We start from the raw sequence: 24,429 nt of genomic DNA on the forward strand, positions 1-24,429 counted from the left end.
CGCGAAGGGCAGGCCATACTGGTCACATGGCCTTGATCAACCCCAGCATCCTGTCAGCGGACTTCTCCCGGCTCGCCGAGGAAGCGCGCGCCGTCGAGGGCGCCGACTGGCTCCATGTCGACGTGATGGACAACCACTTCGTGCCCAATCTCACGCTCGGGGTGCCGGTCGTCGAGTCGCTGAGCCGCGCGACGGACACCCCGCTCGACCTCCATCTGATGATCGAGGACCCGGACCGGTGGGCACCGCAGTACGTCGAGGCGGGCGCGGGCTCGGTGACCTTCCACGCGGAGGCGGCGGCCGCCCCCGTCCGGCTGGCGCGGGAGATCCGGGCGCAGGGCGCGCGGGCGTCCATGGCCCTCAAGCCGGCCACGCCGATCGAGCCGTACGAGGACCTGCTGCCCGAGCTGGACATGGTGCTGATCATGACCGTGGAGCCGGGCTTCGGCGGCCAGGCGTTCCTCGACATCATGCTGCCGAAGATCCGCCGCACCCGTGAGCTGATCTCCCGCCACGGGCTCCAGATGTGGCTCCAGGTGGACGGCGGGGTGTCGGCGTCCACCATCGAGCGGTGCGCCGAGGCCGGCGCCGACGTCTTCGTCGCCGGATCCGCCGTCTACGGCGCCGACGACCCGGCCAAGGCCGTCCGTGAGCTGCGGGAGCAGGCCGTGGCCGCGACCCCGGCGGGCTGGGGCTGCGCCCACTGATCCCCGCGGCGGGCCGAACTCCGGCCCGCCGCCGCTCCTTTCATCCTCGCCCCGCCCCCGGTTGGCCGCGCCGCCACCGGCCGTTCACGGCCCCGGGGTGGTTGCGGTCCCCGTCCGCCGCGGGTTTCTGCAAGGATGAGCAAAGACCCGATCAGATGCGCACAGGGGAGAATTTCGTGGTAGCCAGCCGCCCGCAGTCCGGTATGGGCCCCGCCGAGCTGGTGCAGGCCGCGGCCATGGCCCGCCGTTTCTATCTGGAGGGCAAGTCCAAAATCCAGATCGCCGAGGAGTTCGGCGTCAGCCGCTTCAAGGTCGCCCGGGTGCTGGAGACGGCGCTGGAGCGGGATCTCGTACGGATCGAGATCCGGGTGCCGTCCGAGCTGGACGCCGAACGCTCCGACGCGCTGCGCGCCCGCTACGGCCTGCGGCACGCCGTCGTCGTCGAGTCCCCGGCCGACGCCTCCGAGGAGGCCGCCGACCCGGAGAACCTCGGCGAGGTCGCCGCCGACCTCCTCGGCGAGCTGGTCACCGAGGGCGATGTGCTCGGCCTCGCCTGGGGCCGCTCCACCATCCACATGGCGGCGGCGCTGCACCGCCTCCCGCCGTGCACCGTCGTCCAGCTCACCGGCGTCTACGACGCGGGGACCGCCGACCGCGGCTCCGTCGAGGCGGTCCGCCGGGCCGCCGAGGTCTCCGGCGGCGAGGCGCACCCGATCTACGCGCCGATGCTGCTGCCGGACCCGGCGACCGCCGCCGCGCTGCGCGGCCAGACCGGTATCGCCCGCGCCTTCGAGCACTTCGACAAGGTCACCGTCGCCTGCGTCTCCATCGGCTCCTGGGAGCCCGGTGTCTCGACCGTCTACGACATGCTGAGCGACGACGAGCGCGCGCACTACGCCTCGCTGGGCGCCGCCGCCGAGATGTCCGCGCACCTCTTCGACGCCGAGGGCCGCCGCATCGGCCGGGATCTGGGTGAGCGGTGCATCACCGTCGAGGCGGACCGGCTGCGCCGGATCCCCGAGGTCGTCGCCATCGCGGGCGGTCGCCGCAAGGCCGCCGCGATCGGTGCGGTGCTCCGCTCCGGCCTGGTCACCAGCCTGGTCACGGACACCGCCGCCGCCGACCACCTGCTGCTGGAGACCGGCCCGGGCCCGCGCCCGGCCCTGGAGCGCACCGACCCGGACGGCGCCTGAGGGACGGCGCCCGGCGGCCGCGCCGGGCGCCGTCGCCCGCCCCACCGCAGCGGGGGAACCGGCACGGCGGCCCGGCCCCCGCTGTGACAGCATCGGCGCCATGAAGATCCGCTTCTCCGTCCGCCCGGCCGCCACCGCCCTCGCGGCCCTGCTCTCCGGGCTGCTGCTGGTCCTGACCGGCTGCGGTCCGGGCCCCGGCTCCACCGCCTCCCCGGGCCCGTCCGCCACCCGCACCGCCGCCTCCCGTACGGCCGGTGTCCCCGGCTGGGCGCACGGGATGGCGACGGTCACGGAGCGGGAGCTGCCGAACGAGGCGCGCGGCACGCTGCGGCTGATCGACGCCGGAGGCCCGTACCCGTACCGCAAGGACGGCACCGTCTTCGGGAACTACGAGAAGCGGCTGCCGGGGCAGGCGCGGGGCTACTACCACGAGTTCACCGTGCCCACCCCGGGCGCCCGGGACCGCGGCGCGCGGCGGCTGATCACCGGCGAGCACCACGAGATCTACTACACCGCCGACCATTACCGGACCTTCAAGGCGGTGCTGCGATGACCGCCCCCGTGCCCCGGCCGCTGGCGAACGTGCTCGGCGGCTCCACTCCGCCCGGTGTGCTGTCCTGGCCCGCCGGGCGGCCGGCGGCCGATGCGCTCGCCGCGGCCGCCGCGGCGAGCTGGCAGGGCGTGGACCTCGACCTCACCGGCGTCCGGGACAAGGCCACCTTCCTCGACCGCTGCGCCCGTGCGCTGCGCTTTCCCGACTGGTTCGGGCACAACTGGGACGCGCTCGCCGACTGTCTGACCGATCTGTCGTGGTGCCCGGCCGCCCGCGGCCGGCTGCTGGTGATCACCGGCTGGCAGGAGTTCGCCGCGGCCGCGCCCGAGGACTGGCACGTGGTCGAGAACGTCATCGCCGATGCGGTCGCCTACTGGCGCGACACCGGCACCGGCCTCGCGGTGATCCTCGCCAGGGGCCCGGTCCGGTCCGCCTGAGACCTCTCCGGGCCTCCCGCCGGGCCGCCGTTCGTCGCTTCGCACAGCCCGTCGCGGCGGCTCGTCGGATGATCGCATCACCGCAGGTGGTGGCCCGTATCCTGGCGGTATGCGATTCCTGAACCCGAAGAACGGTGCCCTCGAAGAGTGTTCTTCGGTGCCGTACGACCTGACGTACGACGACGTGTTCATGGTGCCCGGCCGCTCGGCCGTCGGCTCCCGGCAGGGCGTGGATCTCGCCTCGCCGGACGGCAGCGGCACCACGATCCCGCTGGTCGTCGCCAACATGACCGCCATCGCCGGCCGCCGGATGGCCGAGACCGTGGCCCGCCGCGGCGGGCTCGTCGTCATCCCGCAGGACATCCCGATCGAGGTCGTCACCGACGTCGTCACCTGGATAAAGCGCCGCCACCTCGTGCTGGACACCCCCATCGTGCTGTCGCCCGTCGCGACCGTCGCCGACGCGCTGGCGCTGCTGCCCAAGCGGGCGCACGGCGCGGGCATCGTCGTCGAGGGCGGCCGTCCGCTCGGTGTGGTCACCGAACACGACCTCGCCGGCGTCGACCGTTTCACGCAGGTCTCCGAGGTCATGTCCAAGGACCTGCTGGTCCTGGACGCCGACATCGACCCGCGCGAGGCGTTCAACCGTCTGGACGCCGCCAACCGCAAGCTGGCACCCGCGGTCGACGAGGACGGCATGCTGGTCGGCATCCTCACCCGCAAGGGCGCGCTCCGCGCCACCCTCTACACGCCCGCCACCGACGCCGAGGGGCGGCTGCGGATCGCCGCCGCCGTCGGCATCAACGGCGATGTGGCCGGCAAGGCGAAGGCGCTGCTCGACGCCGGGGTGGACACCCTCGTCGTGGACACCGCGCACGGCCACCAGGAGTCCATGATCAGCGCGGTCAAGGCCGTCCGGGCGCTGGACCCGCAGGTCCCGATCGTGGCGGGCAACATCGTCGCCGCCGCGGGCGTCCGCGATCTGATCGAGGCCGGGGCGGACATCATCAAGGTCGGCGTCGGCCCGGGCGCGATGTGCACCACCCGGATGATGACCGGCGTGGGCCGCCCGCAGTTCTCCGCGGTCCTGGAGTGTGCCGCCGAGGCGAGGAAGTACGGCAAGCACGTCTGGGCCGACGGCGGCGTGCGCCACCCCCGTGACGTGGCGATGGCGCTGGCCGCCGGCGCCTCCAACGTCATGGTCGGCTCGTGGTTCGCCGGCACCCTGGAGTCGCCCGGCGACCTCCAGCACACCGCCGACGGCCGTCCGTACAAGGAGAGCTTCGGTATGGCCTCGGCCCGTGCGGTGCGCAACCGCACCAGCGAGGAGTCGGCGTACGACCGGGCCCGCAAGGCGCTCTTCGAGGAGGGCATCTCCACCTCGCGGATGTTCGTCGACCCGGCGCGCCCCGGCGTCGAGGACCTGATCGACTCGATCATCGCGGGCGTCCGCAGCTCCTGCACCTACGCGGGCGCCGCCTCGCTCGCCGAGTTCGCCGAGAAGGCCGTGGTCGGTGTGCAGAGCGCCGCCGGTTACGCCGAGGGCAAGCCGCTCCACGACAGCTGGAGCTGACGTCCGCACCACCCGCGGGGGCCCGCGCCGACATGCTTCGGCGCGGGCCCCCGCGGCGTTTTCGCAGCTCGCGCCGGTGCGGGGCGCCCGTACGATCGGGTGGTGGGCGCGCAACGAACGACCGGTGCCCGCCGCGGCGCGCAACGTTCCGCCGCGGTTGCGCAAGGAACCTGCATTACGGCAGGTCAGGAGCGGGCCGTAAGGTCATGCGCTGTACGTGGAGTGGCGGGGACCGTCAGCTCGGCGGTCTCCTGCTGCGGGTGCGTTCCGCCTGCCCGCACGCCGACCGCCGCCGGTCACCGTCCCCCGTTCCCCGACCGGCAGCGATGAAGGAGCCACCCCAGTGTTGGAGCACGGCGCGTCCCCCGGGGGCAGCGACCCCCGGCCCCCGTCCGCGGGTGGCCTCGGCACCCGGCTGATGCGGCGCAAGCCCGTCGAACGGCTCATCGCGGAGGGCGGTCGGGGCGAGGGCGGGTCGCTGCGCCGCTCGATGGGCATGTGGCAGCTGACGATGATCAGCATCGGCGCCACCCTCGGCACCGGCATCTTCGTCGTCCTCGGCGAGGCGGTGCCCGACGCCGGACCGGCGGTGATCCTCTCCTTCGTCATCGCGGGCGTCACCGCCCTCTTCTCGGCCCTCTCCTACGCGGAGCTGGCCGGCACCATCCCGGTCTCCGGCTCCTCCTACTCCTACGCCTACGCCACCCTCGGCGAGCTGGTCGCCTGGGTCTGCGGCTGGTGTCTGATCCTGGAGTACGGCGTCTCCGTGGCGGCGGTCGCGGTCGGCTGGGGGCAGTACCTCAACGAGCTGCTGTCCGGGACGATCGGCGTCACCATCCCCGCCGCGCTCTCCCAGCCGCCCGGCAGCGGCGGGATCTTCAACCTCCCGGCGCTGCTGGTCGTGATGCTCGCCATGGTCTTCCTGCTGGGCGGCGCCAAGGAGAGCGCCCGCGCCAACACGATCATGGTCTCGGTGAAGATCGTCGCGCTGCTGCTCTTCTGCGGCGTCGCGCTCCAGGGCGTGCGGTCCGGCAACTACGCGAACTTCATGCCGATGGGCATGGCGGGCGTCAGCGCCGCCGGCGCCACCCTCTTCTTCTCCTACATCGGCTTCGACGCCGCCTCCACCGCGGGCGAGGAGGCCCGCGATCCGCAGCGTGACCTGCCGCGCGCGATCATGCTGTCGCTGCTCATCGTCACCACGCTGTACTGCCTGGTCGCCGCCGTCGCGGTGGGCGCGCTGCCCTGGCAGCGGTTCAAGGGGTCGGAGGCGGCGCTCGCCGGGATCCTCAAGGAGGTCACCGGCCAGGACATCTGGGCCGTGCTGCTGGCAGCCGGAGCCGTCGTCGCCATCGCCAGCGTCGTGCTGACCGTGCTCTACGGCCAGACCCGCATCCTCTTCGCGATGTCCCGCGACGGGCTGGTGCCCCGGGTGTTCTCCAAGGTGCACCCGAAGTCCGGTGCGCCGCGCGCCAACACCGTCATCGTCTCGCTCTTCTGCGGGGTGCTGGCCGCCGCCGTACCGCTCGGCCAGCTCGCCGACGCCACCAGCATCGGCACGCTCTTCGCCTTCGCCCTGGTCAATGTCGCGGTGATCGTGCTGCGCCGGACCCGCCCCGATATGCACCGCACCTTCCGCACCCCGCTCGCGCCGCTCTTCCCCGCCGTCGGCTTCGTGCTGTGCGTCTACATGATGGGCAGCCTCTCCCCGGTGACCTGGGCCGTCTTCGGAATCTGGATGGCCGTCGGCCTTGTGGTCTACTTCGGGTACGGCATGCGCCGCTCCCGGCTGGCCCCGTCAGAGAAGTGATCCACCCGCAGTGCGACTGAACGACCTCGACGAACGCATCGTCCACGCCCTCGCCGAGGACGCCCGGCGCAGCTACGCCGACATCGGCCAGGAGGTCGGGCTCTCCGCCCCGGCCGTCAAACGCCGGGTGGACCGGCTGCGCGCCGAGGGCGCCATCACGGGCTTCACGGTGCGGGTCGACCCGGCGGCGCTGGGCTGGGAGACCGAGGGCTACATCGAGCTGTACTGCAGCCGCAACACCTCGCCCGAGGCGATCCACCGCGGTCTGTCGCGCTACCCGGAAGTGGCGTCCGCCTCCACCGTCACCGGTGAGGCGGACGCCCTCGTCCAGGTCTTCGCCGCCGACATGCGCCACTTCGAGCGGGTCCTGGAACGCATCGCGGGCGAACCGTTCGTGGAGCGCACCAAGTCCGTCCTCGTCCTCTCCCCGCTGCTGCGCCGCTTCAGCTCGGGCTCGCCGGGCTGACGACGGACGGGCGGCGCGCACCCCGGAAACCGCCCCCGCAACGAATCGCCGCGCCGCCCCCGATACGCGCAACAAATCGCTCATCGGGACGCAACGGAGGCGCCTTGTCGCAGGTCAGCGTGGGCCCGTACGGTCATTGCGTCCACCGCGAACCGTCCGCCGAGGGGTCCCATGTCGTCGCTGCGCACCGCCCTGTTCCAGAGTTCGGGCAGGCCCGGCGACCCGGCGCACAACCTGGCGCTCCTCGATGCGGCCGCCCGTGAGGCCGCCGCCTCCGGTGCCGGACTGCTGGTCACCTCCGAGCTGTTCCTCACCGGTTACGCCATCGGCGACGACCTCCACCGCCTCGCCGAGACCGCCCACGGGCCCGCCGCCCGCCGGGTTTCCGAGATCGCCGCGGAGCACCGCATCGCCATCGCCCACGGCTACCCGGAGCGCGCCCCCGAGGGCCCCGAGGTGTACAACTCCGTGCAGCTCACCGGCCCCGACGGCGCCCGGCTCGCCACGTACCGCAAGACCCACCTCTTCGGCGACTTCGAGCACGGACACTTCACGCCGGGCGCCGAACCGGTCGTCCAGGCGGAGCTGGACGGCCTCCGCATCGGCCTGCTGATCTGCTACGACGTGGAGTTCCCGGAGAACGTCCGGGCGCATGCGCTGGCCGGTACCGATCTGCTGCTGGTGCCCACCGCCCAGATGCACCCCTTCCAGTTCGTCGCCGAATCCGTCATCCCGGTGCGCGCCTTCGAGAGCCAGCTGTACATCGCGTACGTCAACCGCACCGGGCCCGAGGGCGCGTTCGAGTTCGTCGGGCTGAGCGCTCTGGCCGGGCCCGACGGTATCGTCCGCACCCGCGCCGGACGCGGTCAGCAGCTGGTCACCGCCGAGGTGGACCCCGCCTTCCTGCGGGCGTCCCGGGACGGCAACCCCTACCTCGCCGACCGGCGCCCGGAGCTGTACGGCTCCCTCGGCTGACGCCCGGACCGGGCGCAGCCGCCCCTCTTCCTCCCACCCCGTTCCACCCCGCCCTGCAAGGAGCCGTACCCGATGACGTCCACGGTGCCCACCGCCGCCCACCACGCGGACGCCCAGCCGCCGATCACCATGTTCGGCCCGGACTTCCCGTACGCGTACGACGACTTCCTCGCGCACCCGGCGGGCCTCGGTCAGGTCCCGGCGACCGAGCACGGCAAGGAGGTCGCCGTCATCGGCGGCGGTCTCTCCGGCATCGTCACCGCCTACGAGCTGATGAAGATGGGCCTTAAGCCCGTCGTCTACGAGGCGGACGAGATCGGCGGGCGGCTGCGGACCGTCGGCTTCGAGGGCTGCGACCCGTCGCTGACCGCCGAGATGGGCGCGATGCGGTTCCCGCCGTCGTCCACCGCGCTCCAGCACTACATCGACCTGGTGGGCCTGGAAACCCGGCCGTTCCCCAACCCGCTGGCGCCGGACACCCCCTCCACCGTCGTCGACCTCAAGGGCGAGTCGCACTACGCCCGCACCGTCGAGGAACTGCCCGAGGTCTACCACCAGGTGATGGACGCCTGGAACGCCTGCCTGGAGGAGGGCGCGGACTTCTCCGACATGAACCGCGCCATCCGGGAGCGGGACGTGGAGCGTATCCGCGCGATCTGGTCCCGCCTCGTCGAGAAGCTCGACAACCAGACCTTCTACGGCTATCTCTGCGACTCCGAGGCGTTCCGGTCCTTCCGCCACCGGGAGATCTTCGGGCAGGTCGGCTTCGGCACCGGCGGCTGGGACACCGATTTCCCCAATTCCATCCTGGAGATCCTCCGCGTCGTCTACACCGAGGCGGACGACCACCACCGCGGCATCGTCGGCGGCAGCCAGCAGCTCCCGCTGCGCCTGTGGGAGCGGGAGCCGGGCAAGATCCTCCACTGGGCGCCGGGCACCTCGCTCGCCTCGCTGCACGGCGGCGTGCCCCGCCCGGCCGTGACCCGGCTGCACCGCACCGCCGGCAACCGCATCACCGTCACCGACGCCGCCGGTGACATCCGCACCTACGAGGCGGCGGTCTTCACCGCACAGTCCTGGATGCTGCTCTCGAAGATCGACTGCGATGACGCGCTGCTGCCCATCGATCACTGGACGGCGGTGGAGCGCACCCACTACATGGAGTCGTCCAAGCTCTTCGTCCCGGTGGACCGGCCGTTCTGGCTGGACAAGGACGAGGAGACGGGCCGGGACGTCATGTCGATGACGCTCACCGACCGGATGACCCGCGGCACCTACCTCCTCGACAACGGTCCGGACGCACCCGCCGTCATCTGCCTCTCGTACACCTGGTGCGACGACAGCCTGAAGTGGCTGCCGCTGGACGCCAACGAGCGGATGGAGGTCATGCTGAAGTCGCTGGCCGAGATCTATCCGAAGGTCGACATCCGCAAGCACATCATCGGCAACCCGGTCACCGTCTCCTGGGAGAACGAGCCCTACTTCATGGGCGCGTTCAAGGCCAACCTGCCCGGCCACTACCGCTACCAGCGCCGCCTGTTCACCCACTTCATGCAGGACCGCCTGCCCGAGGACAAGCGCGGACTCTTCCTCGCCGGTGACGACATCTCCTGGACGGCGGGCTGGGCCGAGGGCGCCGTGCAGACGGCGCTGAACGCGGTGTGGGGCGTCATGCACCACTTCGGCGGCGCCACCGACGCCACCAACCCCGGCCCCGGCGACCGCTACGACGCGATCGCGCCGGTGGAACTCCCGGAGGACTGACCGCCCCGCGACCGCCGGCGGCACCGGGGAACGTTCAGGCCCCCTGAGCCCCTCCCGGCGCCCTTTGATCCGCCCCGCCCGGACCGTCTGCCCAACGGTCCGGGCGGTGGTGTGTCAGCCCAGCGGCGTGAGGAGACAGCGGCCCACCAGGCCGGTGCCCGCATCCAGCCGCTCGGCGCACTCCCGCGCGAACTCCGGCGTCCGCCGCGCGCCCCACAGCATCCGCGCCGCGGACCAGGCGCCCTCCCGCGCCCGCTCCAGACTCCACGCCCCGGCCAGATGCGCCAGCGGATCACCGACGTCCAGCGCCTCGGGGCCGGGCGCGAGACTGTCGCGGAGATGCTCCTCCAGCCCGCCGAGCGCCGTGCCCAGCTGTTCGAAGTCGCCCTCCAGCCGGGCCGGTTCGCAGTCCAGCGCCCGGCAGGACTCGACCACCGCGAGCACCAGATCGTGCCCGACCTGCGCGTTCAACCCGGCCAGCGCGAACTGCAGCGGGCGGATGCCCGGATGGTGGCGCAGTTGGAACAGCGGCCGCCAGCAGGCCGGGACCGGCAGCCCGGCGGCCGCCGCGTCCACCGCCGCCGCATACCGGCGGGCCAGCCGCAGCTCCAGTTCGCCGGCGCCGACCGCGCCCGGGAACAGCCCGCGGTCCGCCGCGCCCGCGGTCTCCGCCTGCCGCGCCGCCGTCAGGCAGGCGCGGGTGAAGACGGCCACACCGTCGCCGTCCGGCAGTGCCCGTACCGACGCCCGCAGCCGCGCCCGGACCGCCGCCGGGGCGCGGGACGCGCGCGCGGACGGGAGGGGCGCGGCGCCGTGCTGAGTGGTCGTCATCGGCTCAGCGTGGCACCGTCCGGGGGAACTATGGGCAATGCTGTGTGGCTTTGACCGGAACGGGGTAATTACCGGCGCGCCCTCTTGTGGCCGCATCCGCTGCGGCAGGGAGGGCAACGGCCCTTGAGAACCGCACACTTCCGGCGCGCGCGGACGCACCCCGTGCCAACGCGGCGCCGGACACCGGAGGTTGGCATGTTCCGACGGCGCACCGCCGCCCTGACCGCCCCGCTTCTGGCCCTGGCCGCGACGATGGTCGCGGCGGCCCCCGCACAGGCCGTACCGGCCGACAAGCCGCAGATCCTCACGCGCTGGACGCAGACCGCACCGGCGAGCTACACACAGTGGGCCGACGCCCGCGCGCACCGGACGAAGTGGTCCGCGTACGGCTTCGACTGGTCCACCGACTACTGCACCTCCTCGCCCGACAACCCCTTGGGCTTCCCGTTCCGGATGTCCTGCGCCCACCACGACTTCGGCTACCGCAACTACAAGGCGGCCGGCGCCTTCGCGGCGAACAAGCCCCGGCTCGACTCCATGTTCCACGCCGACCTCCGCCGGGCGTGCACGCGCTACACCGGCGCCAAGAAGAAGTCCTGTGATGCGCTCGCGTGGACGTATTACCAGGCCGTGAAGCGGTTCGGCCACTGACCCGCCACGGGCGGTCCGGGAACGCCCGGGCCGCCCGCCGCACGCGGTACCACCCGGTGGGCGCCCGGACACTTTCCGCGTTCAGTTTGTCCAGAAGCGATCGTTCGACTATGAATCACCTCGGCTCTGTGACGTGCAGGGCGTCGCAGAGTGGAGAGTGATCATGGCTGGTTTCGGGTGGAAGCTGCACGGAGACGGGCGTCACCTGGAGCCGGGGGAGGTGGTCAAACCCGGGGAGCGCCTCACCTGGGGGCGGACGATCGGGCTCGGCGCCCAGCACGTCGTGTCGATGATCGGGGCGTGCTTCGTCGCGCCGGTGCTCATGGGCCTGGACCCGGGGCTCGCGCTGATGGCGTCCGGCGTCGCCACCATGCTCTTCATGCTCATGACGCGTGGCCGGATCCCGAGCTACCTCGGCTCCTCCCTCTCCTTCGTCGGCGTCTCCGCGGTCATCGCCGGCCAGGGCGGTGACGCGGGCACCCTCACCGGCGCGATGCTGGTGGTCGGCGCCTGCCTGGCCGGGTGCGGTGTCGCCATCCACATCCTCGGGCCCCGGGTCATCCACGCCGTGCTGCCGCCGCCGGTGACCGGCGCGGTCGTCATGCTCATCGGCTTCAACCTCGCACCCGTCACCGCCCGGACGTACTGGCCGCAGGATCAGTGGACGGCGCTGGCCACGATGCTCTTCACCGGCCTCGCGCTGGTCGCGCTCCGCGGGTTCTGGTCGCGGATCGCGATCTTCCTCGGGCTGCTCTTCGGCTATGTGCTCTCCTGGGTCCTGGACCGCACCGCCGGGCAGATCCACTCCGCCGACGGCGCCGGCAAGATCACCGACCACTTCCGCATCGACTTCTCCGGCGTCGCCAAGGCCGACTGGATCGGCCTGCCGACCTTCCACGGCCCGAACTTCTCCGCCTCCGCGATCCTCGTCGCACTGCCCGTCCTGGTGGCGCTGGTCGCAGAGAACGCCGGGCACGTCAAGGCGGTCGGGGAGATGACCGGCGACCCGCTGGACGACAAGATGGGCATGGCGATCGTCGCCGACGGCACCGCCACCGTCCTCTCCACGGCAGTCGGCGGCCCGGCCACCACCACCTACGCGGAGAACATCGGCGTGATGGCCGCGACCCGCGTCTACTCCACCGCCGCGTACACGGCGGCTGCGGTGTTCGCCCTGCTCTTCGGCCTGTGCCCGAAGTTCGGCGCGGTGGTCGCGGCGATCCCCGGCGGCGTCCTCGGCGGTATCACCGTCATCCTCTACGGCATGATCGGCCTGCTCGGCGCGCAGATCTGGATCCGTAACAAGGTGGACTTCACCGTCCCGCTGAACCTCATCCCGGCGGCCGCGGGCGTCGTCATCGCCATCGGCGGCGTCTCCCTGAAGATCAGCGACAACTTCGAGCTGGGCGGCATCGCCCTGGGCACGCTCATCGTCCTCACCGGCTACCACAGCCTGCGCTGGCTCTCCCGCGCGGCCGGCCGGCGCGGCGCACCGCTGCTCGACGCGGGGACCACGGGGTACGACGACGGGGCCACCGGGAAGACCGACTGACGGCGCGGACCCCGACGGACCCCGACAGACAGGGGCGGGGCGGGCCCGGGCGTGAGCCCGGCGCCCGCCCCGCCCTTTTCCCGTCCCCGGGCCCGCGGCTGCCCCCCAGCTGCGCCCCGGTCCGTCCAGATGTTTACGCCGCCCTAACCGGCACCGCACCAGCCCCTGGCCTGCGGCTCCGTAGCCTGGGCAGCGTCAAGGGATTCCGGACCGGGTCCGGTGCCCGGGGCCCGGTGGACGGGCCGGCGGGCGGCGGCCCGGTGCCCGCAGCCGACGCGCAGAAGAGGGAACCTCATGTCGGTGTCCACCGCGCACACCACCCCCACCGCGACGGGTACACCGCACCGCACCCCGGCCGGTACCGAGGCGCCCGTCCCGCCGCACCACGGTGGCCCGGAACCGCCCGGCACCGGCGGACCGGCCGACTTCTTCACCCGCTCCTGCGACCGCGACCCCTCCCACATCGCCGTCGAGTGCGGCGCCGAGACCCTCACCTACGAGGAGCTCGACCGGCGCGCCAACCGCCTCGCCCATCTGCTGCGCAGCCGCGGCGCCGGACCCGGCCGCCGCGTCGGCATCCTGCTGGAGCGCTCCCCGGCCACCTACGTCACCCTGCTCGCCGTCCTCAAGAGCGGCGCCTCCTACGTCCCGCTCGACGTGTCGTTCCCCGCCGACCGGCTGGCCTTCATCGCCGGCGACTGCGGACTGCACGACCTGGTCACCACCGCGTCGCTCGACGACCGCACCCGTGAGCTGCCCTGCCCGGTACTGGCGCTGGACCGCGCCGCCGACGCCCTCGACCGCGCACCGGAAACCCGCCCCGAGGCCGCCGGCGACCCGTCCGGCGAGTGCTACGTCATCTACACCTCCGGCACCACCGGCCGCCCCAAGGGCGTCGCCGTCTCCCGGGCGAACATCGTCGCCTTCCTGCGGGCCGCCGCCCCGCTCTACGGTGTCACCGGCCACGACCGTGTCCACCAGGGCCTCTCCCTCGCCTTCGACTTCGCGCTGGAGGAGATCTGGCCCGCCTGGATGGCCGGCGCCACCCTCGTCGCCGGGCCGGACGAGGCCCGCCGCGCCGGACCGGAACTCACCGCCTTCCTCACCGAACGCGCGATCACCGTGCTCTGCTGCGTCCCCACGCTGCTCACCACTCTCGACCCGGACCTTCCGGCGCTGCGCACCCTCCTCGTCAGCGGGGAGGCCTGCCCGCCCGGACTCGTCCGCAGCTGGTCGCGGCCCGGCCGCCGCATCCTCAACGCGTACGGCCCCACCGAGACGACGGTGACGGCCACCTGCGCCGAACTCACCCCGGACCGGCCGGTGACCATCGGCACCCCGCTCCCCGGCTACCTCGTCTACCTCCTCGACGACGCGCTGCGGCCCGTCGCGCACGGGGAGAGCGGGGAGATCTGCATCGGCGGGCCGGGCGTCGCCCTCGGCTACGTCCGCCGCGCCGACCTCACCGAGGACCGCTTCCGGCCCAACCCGGTGGCCCGCGACCGCGCCACGGCACCGCGCATCTACCGCACCGGCGACCGCGGCCGCTACGCCCCCTCCGGGGAGATCGAGTACCTCGGCCGGATCGACAACCAGGTCAAGATCCGCGGCTACCGCATCGAACTCGGCGAGATCGAGGAGGTGCTGCGGGAGGACGCCGCCGTCGAGAACGCCGTCGTCGTGCCGCGCGCCCGCGACGGCACCGCCCAGGATCTGACCGGCTACGTCACCCGTAAGCCGCCGGCGGCCGCCGAGGACGACGACGCGCTGCGCGAGCGGCTGCACGCGGCACTCCGCCGCAAGCTGCCCGCGTACATGATCCCGGCCTTCGTCGAGGTGCTGGCCGCGTTCCCGCTGCTCACCGCCGACAAGGTCGACCGCGCCGCCCTCCCGCCGCCGGTCTCCCCGCCGCTGGGCCGCCGCGCCCGGCCGCCGACCGCCCCCCGCACCCCGCTGGAGCGCCGGATGGCCGCACTGTGGCAGGACGTCCTGGGCGGCGGCCCGGTCTCCACCGACGACGACTTCTTCACCGACCTGGGCGGCCACTCGATGACCGCCGCCCGGCTGATCTCCCGGCTGCGGCACGACCCGGACCTGCGCCACCTCGCCATGGGCGACCTCTACGCCCACCCCACCGTCCGCGACTTCGCCGCGTACGCCACCACGACGGCCACCGCCCCCGAGGAGCCCGGGGAGACCGGCGCGCCACCGCCCGCCCCGCTGCGCCACTCCACCCTCCGGGTGCTGGCCTGCGGCGTCGCCCAGGCGGCCGGGCTCTACGTCTGGCTGCTGCTGCCCGCGCTCGCCGCACTCGTCGCGCTGTACCGGCTCGGCGACATCTGGCACCTGCCGGTCCGCGCGCCCCTGGCGGGCAGCGCCCTGGCCACCGTCGCCGGGCTGCCGCTGCACACCCTGATCCCCATGGAAGCCGGGTGGCTGGTCCTGAGTCTGCTGGTGGCGCCGATGGCGCTCAGCCGACTGCTGATGACGGGCGTCCGGCCGGGCCGCTATCCGCTGTGGGGCGTGGTCTACCTGCGGTTCTGGCTGGCCCACAAGCTGCTCGTGGTCTCGCCGCTGATCCTGCTGGCCGGCTCGCCGCTGCTGCCGCCGCTGCTGCGGCTGCTCGGCGCCCGCATCGGCCGCCACTGCCACCTGGGGGCCGTCATCGCGCCCCCGTCGCTGGTGACGATCGGCGCGGACACCACCCTCGGCTACGGCACCCGCGTCGAGGTGCACACCGTCGAGGGCGGGTGGCTGCGGCTGGCCCCCGTCCGGATCGGCGCGGGGTGCGGCGTCGGCACCAACAGCGTGGTGCTGCCGGGCGCGGTCCTCGGCGACGGCGCCACGGTGGGGGAGCAGTCCCTCGTCCCCGAGGACACCGAGATCCCGGCCGGTGAGCACCGGTCGGGCTCCCCGGCCGCCCGGCAGCCCGCGCCGCCGCCCCTCGTCGCGGACCTCGCGGCCCGCCCGGACGACCGCCGCTGGCCGGTCCCGGTGGTGGCCGGGTTCGCGCTCGGCGCGGTGGTCATGCTGCTCCTGCCGCTGCTGATCATCGAGTGCGGGGCCTGGCTCGCCCTCGCCACCGCCCACAGCGACGGCGTCGCCTGGGGCTGCCTCGCCGCCGTCGGCGCCGCCCCGCTGATGGTCCTCACCAGCTGTGCCGCCGTCCTCGCCGTCAAGCGCGCCGTGATGCCCGTCGCGCGCCCCGGCGTCCACCCGGAGCGCAGCGCCTTCGGGCTCCGCAAATGGCTGGGCGACGGAATGATGACGATGAGCCTGACCTTCACCCAGGCGCTCTACTCCACCCTCTACGTGATCCCGTTCCTGCGCGGCCTCGGGGCCCGCACCGGGTACCGGGCGGAGGTCGCCACCGTCACCTTCGTCGACCCCGACATGCTCCGGGTCGGCCCGGAGAGCTTCCTCGCCGACGTCAGCGTGGTGGGTCCGGCCGTCTTCCACCGCGGGAACCTCGCGCTGGCGCCCGCCCGCGTCGGCCGCCGCAGCTTCGTCGGCAACGGTGCCCTGCTGCCCGGCTCCGGCCGGATGGGCGACAACAGCCTGCTCGGCGTCCATTCCGTCGCCCCCGCCGAACCGATCGCCCCCGAGACGACCTGGCTGGGCTCGCCCGCCATCTTCCTGCCGCACCGCGAGGCCAGCCCCGGCTTCCCCGAGCGGCTGACGTACGCCCCGACCCGGGGCCGGGTGCTGGCCCGCCTCGCCGTCGAGTACTTTCGGGTGACGCTGCCGCCGGCCCTCGGCCTCCTCACCGTCCTCGGCACCTACTACGTCTCCCTCGCCCTCGCCGCGGCCCTCCCGCCGGTGGCGCTCTTCCTCGTCATGCCGGCGGTGCTGATGGCCGCCGGGCTGGCCGGCGCCCTCGCCGCGGTCGCCGTGAAGTGGCTGGTCGTCGGCGGCTACCGGCCCCGCGTCGCACCGCTGTGGAGCATGTGGGTACGCCGCACCGAACTCGTCACCGGCCTCTACGAGAACCTCGTGGTGCCGACCGTCATGAACTTCCTGCTCGGCACCCCCTGGGCGCCGCTGCTGCTGCGCCTCTTCGGCGCCCGGATGGGCCGCCGGGTGTGGCTGTCCACCACCTTCCTCACCGAATTCGACCTGGTGAGCGTGGCGGACGACGCCGCCGTCGGCCAGTTCACCTCCCTGCAGACCCACCTCTTCGAGGACCGGGTGATGAAGATGTCCCGCGTCACCGTCGAGCGCGGGGCCTCCGTGGGCATCCGCTCCGTCGTCCTCTACGACGCCCGAGTCGCCGAAGGCGCGTCGCTGGACGCCCTCTCCCTGGTGATGAAGGGCGAGGCGCTGCCCGAGGCGACCCGGTGGCGGGGCATCCCGGCCACCCTCCGCCCCGGCGCCCGGCCCGCCGATCCGCCCCGCACCTCCCCTGGAGCACGTCCATGACCACGCTCACCACACCCCCCTTGATCACCTTCTCGCCGTCCGGCGCGGTGACCGGCCCGCACGTCGCCGGGGACCTCCCCGGCCCGCGCTCCGCCGAACTCCTCGCCCGCCAGGAACGGTGGGAGTCCGCGGCCCGCGTCTACCCGCGCCATCTGCCGATCGCGCTCGCCGACGGCGACGGCCCCTACGTCCGCGACGTCGACGGCAACGTCTTCATCGACTTCCTCGACGGCGCCGGGGTGCTCCCGCTCGGCCACAACCACCCCGAACTCCTGCATGCCGCCGCCCGCCAACTCGGTGTCCTCACCCACGGGCTGGACTTCCCCACGCCGGTCAAGGACGCCTTCACCCAGGCCCAGCTGTCCATGCTGGCGCCCGGGATGCGCCACCGTACGAAGATCCACTTCTGCGGGCCGACCGGCGCCAACGCCGTCGAGGCGGCCGTCAAGCTCTGCAAGATCGCCACCGGCCGCTCGGACGTCGTCGCCTTCCAGGGCGCCTTCCACGGCACCACCTACGCCACGACGGCGCTCAGCGGCCCGGTCGCCCGGAAGGAAGCCGTCCGTGACGGGATGTCCGGCGTCCACTTCTTCCCGTACTGCGGGCCCGGCCGCTGCCCCGAGGGCCCCGGTCCCGACGGCTGCTCCCGGCGCTGCGCCGACCAGCTGGAGCGCGCCCTGACCGACAGCACCAGCGGCGTCCCGCTGCCCGCCGCCGTCCTGATCGAACTGGTCCAGGGCGAGGGCGGCAGCGTCCCGGCCCGCCCCGCGTTCGTCCGCCGGGTACGGGAGCTGACCCGCGCCCTGGACATCCCGCTCATCGCCGACGAGGTGCAGACCGGCTGCGGCCGCACCGGCACCTGGTTCGCGTTCGAGCAGTACGGCATCGAACCCGACGTCGTCGTGGCGTCCAAGGCTCTCAGCGGCGTCGGCCTGCCGGTCGCCCTGATCCTCTACGACACGGCGCTGGACGTCTGGGAGCCGGGCGCGCACATCGGCACCTTCCGCGGCGACCAGCCGGCGTTCGCCGCGGGCGTGGAGACGGTCCGGATCATGCGCCGCGACGACGTGCTCGGCAACGTCCGGGCGCGCGGCCGGCAGTGCGCGGAGCTGCTGGCGCCGCTCGCCGACCATCCCTGGGTCCGTGACGTCCGCGGCCGCGGACTGATCCGCGGCGTCGAACTCGCCGACCCGGCCGACGGCCGGCCCGCGACCGAGGCCGCGGGCGCCGTCCAGTCCCTCGCGCTGCGGCACGGGCTGATCGTCGAACTCGGCGGCCGCGACGACGCCGTCGTCCGCCTGCTGCCGCCGCTCAACGTCACCGCGGAGGTCATGGACACGGCCTGCGCGATCCTCCGCGACGCCGTCACCGTCGCCTGCCGCCCCCGCGCGGGCACGGCGTTCTGAACGGCCCTGGAAGGAGCCACCATGGCGCTCATCGTCCAGAAGTACGGCGGGACCTCGGTGGGGAGTCCGGAGCGGATCCGCCGGGTCGCCGCCCGTGTCGTCGCGGCACACCAGGCCGGCAACGACGTCGTCGTGGTGGTCTCCGCGATGGGCGCCACCACCGAGGAGCTGCTCCACCTGGCGGGCGAGGTGAGCCCCGACCCCGTACCCCGCGAACTCGACCTCGTCCTGACGGCGGGCGAGCAGGTCGCCAACGCGCTGAGCGCGATGGCCGTCACCGCGCTCGGTGTCCCCGCCCGCTCGTTCACCGGACCGCAGGCCGGTGTCCTGACGACCACCGTCCACGGCGACGCCCGTATCGTCGCGGTCGAACCGCGCCGGATACGGCTGGCGCTCGACCGTGGGGAGATCCCGTTCGTCGCCGGATTCCAGGGCCGCTGCCGCGAGACCGGCGAGGTCACCACGTTGGGCCGGGGCGGCTCCGACACCACGGCCATCGCCCTCGCCGCGGCCCTGAAGGCCGACATCTGCGAGATCTGCACCGACGTCGACGGCGTCTACACCGCCGACCCGCGCACCGTCCCGTCGGCCCGGCTGCTGCGCCATGTCACCTACGCGGCGATGCGGCGGCTGGCCGCCGACGGTGCCAGGGTGCTGGCGCCGCGCGGTGTGGAGTACGCGGCCCGGTACGGGGTGACCGTGCACGTCAGGTCGTCCTTCCACGACCGGCCCGGCACGGTGATGTCCGCCTCGCCGGTCCCCGCCGCGACCGGCGTGTCCGGCGTGTCCGGCGTGTCCGGCCCGACGGTGCCGCGGGCCGTGGTGGGCCGGGCGTACGCCGGTCCGGCCGGGGGCGGCGGGGAGCCGCTGCCGGGCGTCCCGGCGGGCAACGGCCGGCCGGCCCCCGCCCCCCTGCCGCTGATCCCCGCGCACACCGGCGGCGGCCGGAAGGCTGCCGGATGAGCCGGGCCCCGGCGGTCCGCACCGTCGGCCGCGACCCGCTCCCCGACGGCGCGCCGCCCCCGGGCGCCCCGGAGGTGTGGCTGCTGCCGGACGCCGCCGGATATCTGCGCGCCCGCGGCCCGGACACGGCCGCCGCGGTGCTCGCCGCCGCCGAACGCCGCCGCGCCGCGGCCCTCCGCCCGGCCCCGGCCCGGACCCGCTACACCGCCGCCCACCTGCTCCTCCGCGAACTGCTCGGCGCCTACCTGGGGCGCGCCCCGGCCGCGGTGACCTTCGTGCGGGAGCGGTGTCCGCACTGCGGCGCCCCGCACGGCAGACCGCTGGTGGTGGACGCGCCGCTGTACTTCTCGCTCTCCCGCGGCGGCGGGCCCGTCCTGCTCGCCTTCGGGGACGCGCCGGTGGGCGTCGACGCGGCGGCGGTGCCTTCCGCGTCCGGCGCCGCGGAGGTCGCCCGGCTGCTGCACCCCGGCGAGCGCGCGGAGCTGGCCGCCCTGCCGGCGGCGGAGCGCCCCACGGCGTGCGTCCGCTGCTGGACCCGTAAGGAGGCGTACCTCAAGGGCGTCGGCACCGGCTTCGTCTCCGGGCCCGCCGAGGTGTGGATGGGGGCGGGCCCGGAGCCTGTGCGGAGCGGTCCGTGGCGGGTGGTGGACCTGCCGCTCGGCGGCGTACCGGCGGCCGTCGCGGCCTGTGCGTACCGGGAGCGGGCGGTCAGTCGTTGGCGGCGTCCAGGTCGCGGTGGATGACGCGGGACGCCGCCTCGATGGTGGCGATGCCGTAGTCCATGGTGCGGTTGGCACGGGAGAGGACGGCGAGACCGTAGTCGTGGCCGCCGCCGGTGAACGCGGCGACGCTGTGCACCCGCCAGCCGTCGGTGGACCGCGGCAGCCAGCCGTTCTTGACCTGGGAGGTGGCGTCGGCCGGATGCCCGGCGGGGGCGCCCCACCGCTGGTCGGGGGCGACATGCCGCATCAGCCCGAGCGCGTACGACCGGGCGTCCGGCCCGAGGACGTCGTTGTCGTGCGTCAGCAGCCGCATCAGGGTGAGCTGGTCGTCGGCGGTGATCTGGGTCAGGCCCCAGGACGGACCGTCGTCCGGCCGGGTGTGCGCCATCCCGGCCAGGGTGAGGAAGCGCTGGATGCCGTCGGGCCCGACCTGCCGCCACAGCGCGTTGGTCGCGGCGTTGTCCGACTTGGTGATCATCGCGGTGGCCAGTCGCCCCTCCTGCTCGGTGAGCGGCCGGTGCGCCTCCTGGGCCTGCCGCAGCAGCGCGCCGAGGACGGTCACCTTCACCACGCTCGCCGAGTCGAAGGCGGCATCGGCCCGGAACCGGCAGCTGGTCTGCGTGGACGCGTCGTAGAGGGCCAGCGCCTGGGTGTCCGCGCGCCCCCGGAACGCGCCCGCGATGTCCCGGGAGAGCGCCGGCGCGAGGCCCGGCGTACCGGAGGTGCACACGACCCGGTCGCCGTCCACGGCGACCGAGCCGTGCCGCGCGCCGCCGGACGGATGGATCCCGGTGACGGCGAGGGCAGGGGCGGCGGCGCCGAGCGCGGTGAGCAGTACGCCGGCCGTCACGGCGACGGCCCGGGCGCGGCGGGAGGGACGGGAGCGGGGCATGGAGAAATCCTGTTCGCTGAGGAGCCGGGCACCCCATGCACCACGCGGGGCAGGGAACCGGCGCCGCACCGGCCGGATCGGACCGGCGGACGGGGCGCCCGGGGCAGACGTCTGCCCGGACCACACCGGGAGACGGCGGACACCGGCGGTCCGCACGGAGGCCGTACGGAGCGACGTACACGGAGACGGGGAGGCGCACGTCCACAACCGGTCATGGCCGACGATAAGGGGCAAACGGCGCGATCGGTGCAGCTCGGAGAGGTGAGGTGCGCCACCCGCCCGGCGGGACCGGTGTGAGATGCGCCGACGGCGAAGCCGGGCGGAGCCGCCGGGGCGACGGGCCCCAGGGGCCGGCACAGCCGTCGCGCCCCTGTGCGGAGCGCCGGGGTCACCCCCGGGACGCCGCCCCGTTCACTCCTCGGAGCCCGGACCCCCGCGGGCGATCAGCCAGGTGAACCGGGCGTACGGGGTCCGCCGGGTGACCATGAGACGTCCCCCCTCGGCCTCCACCAGCGAGTGGGCGAGGGCGAGGCCGATGCCGTGGCCGGTGGCCGAGTCGTTCTCCTGGCGCCGGGCGAAGACGTCCAGCCCCTCGGGCAGCCCCGGGCCCTCGTCCGCCACGTCCACCGCGACGACCCCGGAGGCGTCGCGCGCGACGACCGTCACCGCGCCCGTGCCGTGCGCCACCGCGTTGGCCAGCAGGACGTCGAGCACCTGCCGCCCGGCGCGCGCCGAACCGACCGCCTCGGGCAGATCCTCCTCGACCGTCATCCGCAGCGGGCGGTCGGCGGCCCCCAACTCGTCCCGCCAGCGCCGCTCCGCCTCGGCCAGCAGCGCGCCCACGTCGAGCGGTGCCCGCTCGGGCACGTCCCGCGCCAGGTCCAGCAGCGCCCCGAGCGTCGCCTCCATGTCGCCCAGCGAGGCCAGCGCGGCATCCGTCGCCGCCCGCGCGGCCTCCGGCGGCGCGTCGGCGGGCACCGACTCCAGCTCCAGCCGCACCCGGGTCAGCGCGGTCCGCAGCTGGTGCGAGGCGTCGGTGCTGAACGACCGCTCCCGGCGCAGCAGCTCCGCCACCCGCTGCGCGGCACGGTTGAGCGCGCGGGCCACGTCGTCCGCCTCGGGCAGCCCGGTGACGGCGGCGCGCGCGGTCAGATCGCCCTCCTCCAGGCGCGCGGCGGTCGTCGCCAGCTCCTCCAGCGGCCGGGCCAGACTGCGGCTGGAGCGGAACGACAGCGCGACCGCGACGCCGACCGCCACCGCCGCGAGCGCCAGCATCCCGGCCCAGGTCACGGCCGCCCGGCGGAGCGGTCCGTCGGCCGGGGAGCTGACCCGCACCACGGCCCGGACCTGCTCCGAGGTGCCCACGGGGACCGCGGCGACCACCCTGCTCCCGACCCGGTGCGAGGAGACCGAGCCCTGCAGGGCCTCCTGCACCGGCAGATCGCCGTTGGCCGGGCCGGCGGCACGCAACGGGCCGGACGCCCGTACGAGATGGGCTTCGGAGTCGTAGACCCCGACATGCGTACCGGGCCGCAGCGGCGGCAGCTCCAGCGGATCCCACTGGCCCCGTACATCGGCCGGGACGTTCACCGCCACCCGGGCGGCGACCTGCTGGAGGTGCTGCACCTCGTCCTGCTGGTAGAGCCGGAGGATCGCCGCCCCCAGGGGCACCGAGAACAGCAGGATCGCGCAGACCACCGCGATGACGCTCGCCTGGAGGATGCGGCGGCGCACGGTCAGCCCGTCGGCGGTTCGAGGCGGTAGCCGTAGTGGCGCAGCGTGGTGATCTTGATCATCCCGCCGAGCTTGCGGCGGAGCGCGGCGACATGGACGTCGAGCGTCTTGGTGGGGCCGAACCAGTTCTCGTCCCACACGTCGCTCATCAGCTCCTCCCGGCTCACCGCCTGCCCGCTGGACGTGACGAGGCGGACCAGCAGGTCGAACTCCTTGGGCCGCAGCTCCGTCTCGCCCTCCGGGGTCAGGCACCGGCGGGCCGCGCGGTCGATCTCCAGCTTCCCGTGGCGCAGCGGCCGGGCCGCCACGGCCGAACCGTCGGGTGCGGCGCGCCGCAGATGCGCGGCGAGCCGGGCCTGCAACTCGGCGAGGCGGAACGGTTTGGTGAGGTAGTCGTCCGCGCCCGACTCCAGCGCCTGGATGACGTCCATCTCACCGGTACGGGCGCTCAGCACCACGAGGACCGCGCCCGGCAGGCGCTCGCGCAGCTCCCGGCAGAGTTCGAAACCGTCGGCGTCCGGCAGCCCCAGGTCCAGCAGCACCAGATCGGCCGGCCCGAGCGCCGCCCGGGCCCGCGCCGAGGCCGCGTCGGGACACCAGGTGCTCTCGTGTCCCAGACCGCGCAGCGTCCTGGCGAGGCGGTCACCGATGGTCTCGTCGTCCTCCACAAGCACGATGCGTGCCACAAATTCATGGTACGTACGCGCCTTGGGGGCGCATCCGCGGACGGGGGAGCGGCGGGCCGGTGGAGTGGGCCGGTGGTGTGGCCACCGGGCGTCGGCGGGGTGGCCGGGGTGGCCGGTTCGTTTCAGGAAGCCTTCCTGAAAGGAACCGGCCGCCTCCGCCCCGAGGCGCGCCTCCCGCTCAGTCCCCCTGGGACCACGCCGCGACCGGCAGCGAGAGGTAGACGCCGACATCCTCCAGCCCCGTCGCGGCGGCGACGCCGTCGTACAGCTGGTCCACCCGCTCCTGACGGTTGGCGGCCCGGCTCTCGAACCACTTCGACCGCACCTCGATCACGACGTCCAGGCCGCTGCGGTCGTACGGCCCCAGCGGCCGGAAGCGCAGCTCGACGTCGCCGGGCCGCAGATCCCCGTCGTAGGGCTCCTCGGGGCACTCCACCGCCTCCGACACCAAGTGCGGGAGGACCGAACCGAGATGATGCAGCGTCGCCCCGGGGACCCGGGACGCGTAGGTGATCTCGACGAGTGGCATGGGGCCACCCTAGTGACCGGCCTCCGGTGGTACGGGGCCACCCTGGTGACCGGTCCCCGGGGCCCGCGGTGTGCCTCAGGTGTGCTGGTCGGGTTCGACGCGGAACGCCGCCAGCTCCGGGCAGGCCACGATCTCCGCGACGCGCTCCTCGCCGCCGCCGAGGAAGCTGCTCCCCAGATCGACGTCCGCACCGAGGCACCATGCATGGTCCTGGGACCACCGGTGGTCGAACTGTTCGCGCAGCGGCGGTTCGTCGTCGCGGAGCGCGGCGAGCGGCCCCCGGAAGAGGCGCCCTGGGTGCACAGCCCGGCGACCGTGGGGGTCTCGTGCAGCCGCTCCGCCGGCCGGTCGGCCGGACGCGTGTCGGTACAGAGGCGCAGCTCTTCGGGGGCGCCGTGGGCGGGGCGTGGGGGCGTCGGGTGGGCGCGCCGTCGGTTCCGTACGCGCCCCGGTGCCGGCACACGCGAGATCGGCCGGCGTCACGGTGCCGGCGACCGGCCGCGCGGACCGAGCCGGCGGACGGCGCCGGAGAGCGCCCCCGCCGCGGGAGGCGCCCCGGGAGGGGC

The 24,429-nt window shown here is 74.1% G+C and carries 21 protein-coding genes; 15 read left to right on the forward strand and 6 right to left on the reverse strand.

Translation table 11 applies throughout. The features are described from left to right. Positions 1 to 26: 26 nt before the first annotated feature. The 9 genes from rpe (at position 27) to ACF1BH_RS10120 (ending at position 9,478) form a co-directional block, all read left to right on the forward strand. On the forward strand, positions 27 to 707 hold the full coding sequence (gene rpe / locus ACF1BH_RS10080) for a ribulose-phosphate 3-epimerase (RefSeq protein ID WP_391641936.1): 681 nt from the start codon (positions 27 to 29) through the stop codon (positions 705 to 707). A gap of 203 nt (positions 708 to 910) precedes the next feature. Beyond that, complete coding sequence (locus ACF1BH_RS10085) at positions 911 to 1,900, forward strand: sugar-binding transcriptional regulator (RefSeq protein WP_030278623.1); 990 nt, start codon at positions 911 to 913, stop codon at positions 1,898 to 1,900. Between the two features lie 100 nt (positions 1,901 to 2,000). Further along, positions 2,001 to 2,453 carry a ribonuclease domain-containing protein gene (locus tag ACF1BH_RS10090; protein WP_391641937.1) on the forward strand — a complete coding sequence of 151 codons (453 nt, stop codon included), beginning with the start codon at positions 2,001 to 2,003 and terminating at the stop codon, positions 2,451 to 2,453. After that, positions 2,450 to 2,890 carry a barstar family protein gene (locus ACF1BH_RS10095; protein ID WP_391641938.1) on the forward strand — a complete coding sequence of 147 codons (441 nt, stop codon included), beginning with the start codon at positions 2,450 to 2,452 and terminating at the stop codon, positions 2,888 to 2,890. The genes ACF1BH_RS10090 and ACF1BH_RS10095 overlap by 4 nt, the downstream gene beginning before the upstream one ends. Positions 2,891 to 2,999: 109 nt before the next feature. Next, the gene (locus tag ACF1BH_RS10100; protein ID WP_391641939.1) at positions 3,000 to 4,463 is read left to right on the forward strand and encodes a GuaB1 family IMP dehydrogenase-related protein; all 1,464 of its coding nucleotides are present in this window, start codon (positions 3,000 to 3,002) and stop codon (positions 4,461 to 4,463) included. A gap of 343 nt (positions 4,464 to 4,806) precedes the next feature. Continuing rightward, complete coding sequence (locus tag ACF1BH_RS10105; protein ID WP_391641940.1) at positions 4,807 to 6,273, forward strand: amino acid permease; 1,467 nt, start codon at positions 4,807 to 4,809, stop codon at positions 6,271 to 6,273. Between the two features lie 10 nt (positions 6,274 to 6,283). Further along, positions 6,284 to 6,739, forward strand: a complete 456-nt coding sequence (locus tag ACF1BH_RS10110; protein WP_030278633.1) for an Lrp/AsnC family transcriptional regulator — start codon at positions 6,284 to 6,286, stop codon at positions 6,737 to 6,739. Positions 6,740 to 6,910: 171 nt separating this feature from the next. Further along, entirely contained in the window at positions 6,911 to 7,714 is an 804-nt protein-coding gene (locus ACF1BH_RS10115; protein WP_391641941.1) for a carbon-nitrogen hydrolase family protein, read from the forward strand. 72 nt (positions 7,715 to 7,786) lie between these two features. Then, the gene (locus ACF1BH_RS10120; protein WP_391641942.1) at positions 7,787 to 9,478 is read left to right on the forward strand and encodes a flavin monoamine oxidase family protein; all 1,692 of its coding nucleotides are present in this window, start codon (positions 7,787 to 7,789) and stop codon (positions 9,476 to 9,478) included. Positions 9,479 to 9,592: 114 nt separating this feature from the next. Here ACF1BH_RS10120 and ACF1BH_RS10125 read toward each other — a convergent pair whose 3' ends face one another. Continuing rightward, positions 9,593 to 10,309: a DUF5995 family protein gene (locus tag ACF1BH_RS10125; RefSeq protein WP_391641943.1), complete on the reverse strand. Its 717-nt coding sequence runs from the start codon at positions 10,307 to 10,309 to the stop codon at positions 9,593 to 9,595. 195 nt (positions 10,310 to 10,504) lie between these two features. On the opposite strand from ACF1BH_RS10125, the gene ACF1BH_RS10130 reads away from it, so the two are divergent. The 6 genes from ACF1BH_RS10130 (at position 10,505) to ACF1BH_RS10155 (ending at position 20,043) form a co-directional block, all read left to right on the forward strand. Then, the gene (locus ACF1BH_RS10130; RefSeq protein ID WP_391641944.1) at positions 10,505 to 10,960 is read left to right on the forward strand and encodes a phospholipase; all 456 of its coding nucleotides are present in this window, start codon (positions 10,505 to 10,507) and stop codon (positions 10,958 to 10,960) included. A gap of 163 nt (positions 10,961 to 11,123) precedes the next feature. Then, a complete protein-coding gene (locus ACF1BH_RS10135; RefSeq protein WP_391641945.1) occupies positions 11,124 to 12,512 on the forward strand; it encodes a uracil-xanthine permease family protein in 1,389 nt (462 codons plus the stop codon). Positions 12,513 to 12,806: 294 nt separating this feature from the next. Continuing rightward, positions 12,807 to 16,931, forward strand: coding sequence for a Pls/PosA family non-ribosomal peptide synthetase (locus tag ACF1BH_RS10140; protein WP_391641946.1), 4,125 nt, complete (start codon positions 12,807 to 12,809; stop codon positions 16,929 to 16,931). Beyond that, the gene (locus ACF1BH_RS10145; protein ID WP_391641947.1) at positions 16,928 to 18,337 is read left to right on the forward strand and encodes an aspartate aminotransferase family protein; all 1,410 of its coding nucleotides are present in this window, start codon (positions 16,928 to 16,930) and stop codon (positions 18,335 to 18,337) included. Before ACF1BH_RS10140 ends, ACF1BH_RS10145 begins: the two co-directional genes overlap by 4 nt. Positions 18,338 to 18,358: 21 nt before the next feature. Then, the gene (locus ACF1BH_RS10150) at positions 18,359 to 19,300 is read left to right on the forward strand and encodes an aspartate kinase (RefSeq protein ID WP_391641948.1); all 942 of its coding nucleotides are present in this window, start codon (positions 18,359 to 18,361) and stop codon (positions 19,298 to 19,300) included. Next, complete coding sequence (locus ACF1BH_RS10155) at positions 19,297 to 20,043, forward strand: 4'-phosphopantetheinyl transferase family protein (protein WP_391641949.1); 747 nt, start codon at positions 19,297 to 19,299, stop codon at positions 20,041 to 20,043. Before ACF1BH_RS10150 ends, ACF1BH_RS10155 begins: the two co-directional genes overlap by 4 nt. On the opposite strand, the gene ACF1BH_RS10160 is transcribed toward ACF1BH_RS10155, so the two are convergent. The 5 genes from ACF1BH_RS10160 to ACF1BH_RS10180 all read right to left on the reverse strand — a co-directional run bounded on the left by ACF1BH_RS10160 (position 20,009) and on the right by ACF1BH_RS10180 (position 24,166). After that, entirely contained in the window at positions 20,009 to 20,914 is a 906-nt protein-coding gene (locus tag ACF1BH_RS10160) for a serine hydrolase (protein ID WP_391641950.1), read from the reverse strand. The genes ACF1BH_RS10155 and ACF1BH_RS10160 overlap by 35 nt on opposite strands. Positions 20,915 to 21,325: 411 nt before the next feature. Next, positions 21,326 to 22,648 (reverse strand): ATP-binding protein, encoded by a 1,323-nt coding sequence (locus ACF1BH_RS10165; protein ID WP_391641951.1) that lies wholly within the window; start codon positions 22,646 to 22,648, stop codon positions 21,326 to 21,328. Positions 22,649 to 22,650: 2 nt separating this feature from the next. Beyond that, positions 22,651 to 23,334 (reverse strand): response regulator transcription factor, encoded by a 684-nt coding sequence (locus tag ACF1BH_RS10170; protein WP_391641952.1) that lies wholly within the window; start codon positions 23,332 to 23,334, stop codon positions 22,651 to 22,653. Between the two features lie 178 nt (positions 23,335 to 23,512). Beyond that, positions 23,513 to 23,863, reverse strand: a complete 351-nt coding sequence (locus ACF1BH_RS10175) for a hypothetical protein (RefSeq protein WP_391641953.1) — start codon at positions 23,861 to 23,863, stop codon at positions 23,513 to 23,515. Between the two features lie 75 nt (positions 23,864 to 23,938). Further along, the gene (locus tag ACF1BH_RS10180) at positions 23,939 to 24,166 is read right to left on the reverse strand and encodes a hypothetical protein (RefSeq protein ID WP_391641954.1); all 228 of its coding nucleotides are present in this window, start codon (positions 24,164 to 24,166) and stop codon (positions 23,939 to 23,941) included. Positions 24,167 to 24,429 lie beyond the last annotated feature (263 nt).

Source organism: Streptomyces sp. NPDC014733 (genome assembly GCF_043083385.1).
Lineage (GTDB): Bacteria > Actinomycetota > Actinomycetes > Streptomycetales > Streptomycetaceae > Streptomyces.

Excerpts from the sequence above, each read along its gene's own strand:
- ACF1BH_RS10085 (WP_030278623.1), top strand. The coding sequence starts at position 911 with ATGGGCCCCGCCGAGCTGGTGCAGGCCGCGGCCATGGCCCGCCGTTTC.
- ACF1BH_RS10125 (WP_391641943.1), bottom strand. The coding sequence starts at position 10,309 with ATGACGACCACTCAGCACGGCGCCGCGCCCCTCCCGTCCGCGCGCGCG.
- ACF1BH_RS10145 (WP_391641947.1), top strand. The coding sequence starts at position 16,928 with ATGACCACGCTCACCACACCCCCCTTGATCACCTTCTCGCCGTCCGGC.
- ACF1BH_RS10150 (WP_391641948.1), top strand. The coding sequence starts at position 18,359 with ATGGCGCTCATCGTCCAGAAGTACGGCGGGACCTCGGTGGGGAGTCCG.
- ACF1BH_RS10130 (WP_391641944.1), top strand. The coding sequence starts at position 10,505 with ATGTTCCGACGGCGCACCGCCGCCCTGACCGCCCCGCTTCTGGCCCTG.
- ACF1BH_RS10175 (WP_391641953.1), bottom strand. The coding sequence starts at position 23,863 with ATGCCACTCGTCGAGATCACCTACGCGTCCCGGGTCCCCGGGGCGACG.
- ACF1BH_RS10095 (WP_391641938.1), top strand. The coding sequence starts at position 2,450 with ATGACCGCCCCCGTGCCCCGGCCGCTGGCGAACGTGCTCGGCGGCTCC.
- rpe (WP_391641936.1), top strand. The coding sequence starts at position 27 with ATGGCCTTGATCAACCCCAGCATCCTGTCAGCGGACTTCTCCCGGCTC.
- ACF1BH_RS10140 (WP_391641946.1), top strand. The coding sequence starts at position 12,807 with ATGTCGGTGTCCACCGCGCACACCACCCCCACCGCGACGGGTACACCG.
- ACF1BH_RS10120 (WP_391641942.1), top strand. The coding sequence starts at position 7,787 with ATGACGTCCACGGTGCCCACCGCCGCCCACCACGCGGACGCCCAGCCG.
- ACF1BH_RS10100 (WP_391641939.1), top strand. The coding sequence starts at position 3,000 with ATGCGATTCCTGAACCCGAAGAACGGTGCCCTCGAAGAGTGTTCTTCG.
- ACF1BH_RS10160 (WP_391641950.1), bottom strand. The coding sequence starts at position 20,914 with ATGCCCCGCTCCCGTCCCTCCCGCCGCGCCCGGGCCGTCGCCGTGACG.
- ACF1BH_RS10090 (WP_391641937.1), top strand. The coding sequence starts at position 2,001 with ATGAAGATCCGCTTCTCCGTCCGCCCGGCCGCCACCGCCCTCGCGGCC.
- ACF1BH_RS10135 (WP_391641945.1), top strand. The coding sequence starts at position 11,124 with ATGGCTGGTTTCGGGTGGAAGCTGCACGGAGACGGGCGTCACCTGGAG.
- ACF1BH_RS10115 (WP_391641941.1), top strand. The coding sequence starts at position 6,911 with ATGTCGTCGCTGCGCACCGCCCTGTTCCAGAGTTCGGGCAGGCCCGGC.
- ACF1BH_RS10155 (WP_391641949.1), top strand. The coding sequence starts at position 19,297 with ATGAGCCGGGCCCCGGCGGTCCGCACCGTCGGCCGCGACCCGCTCCCC.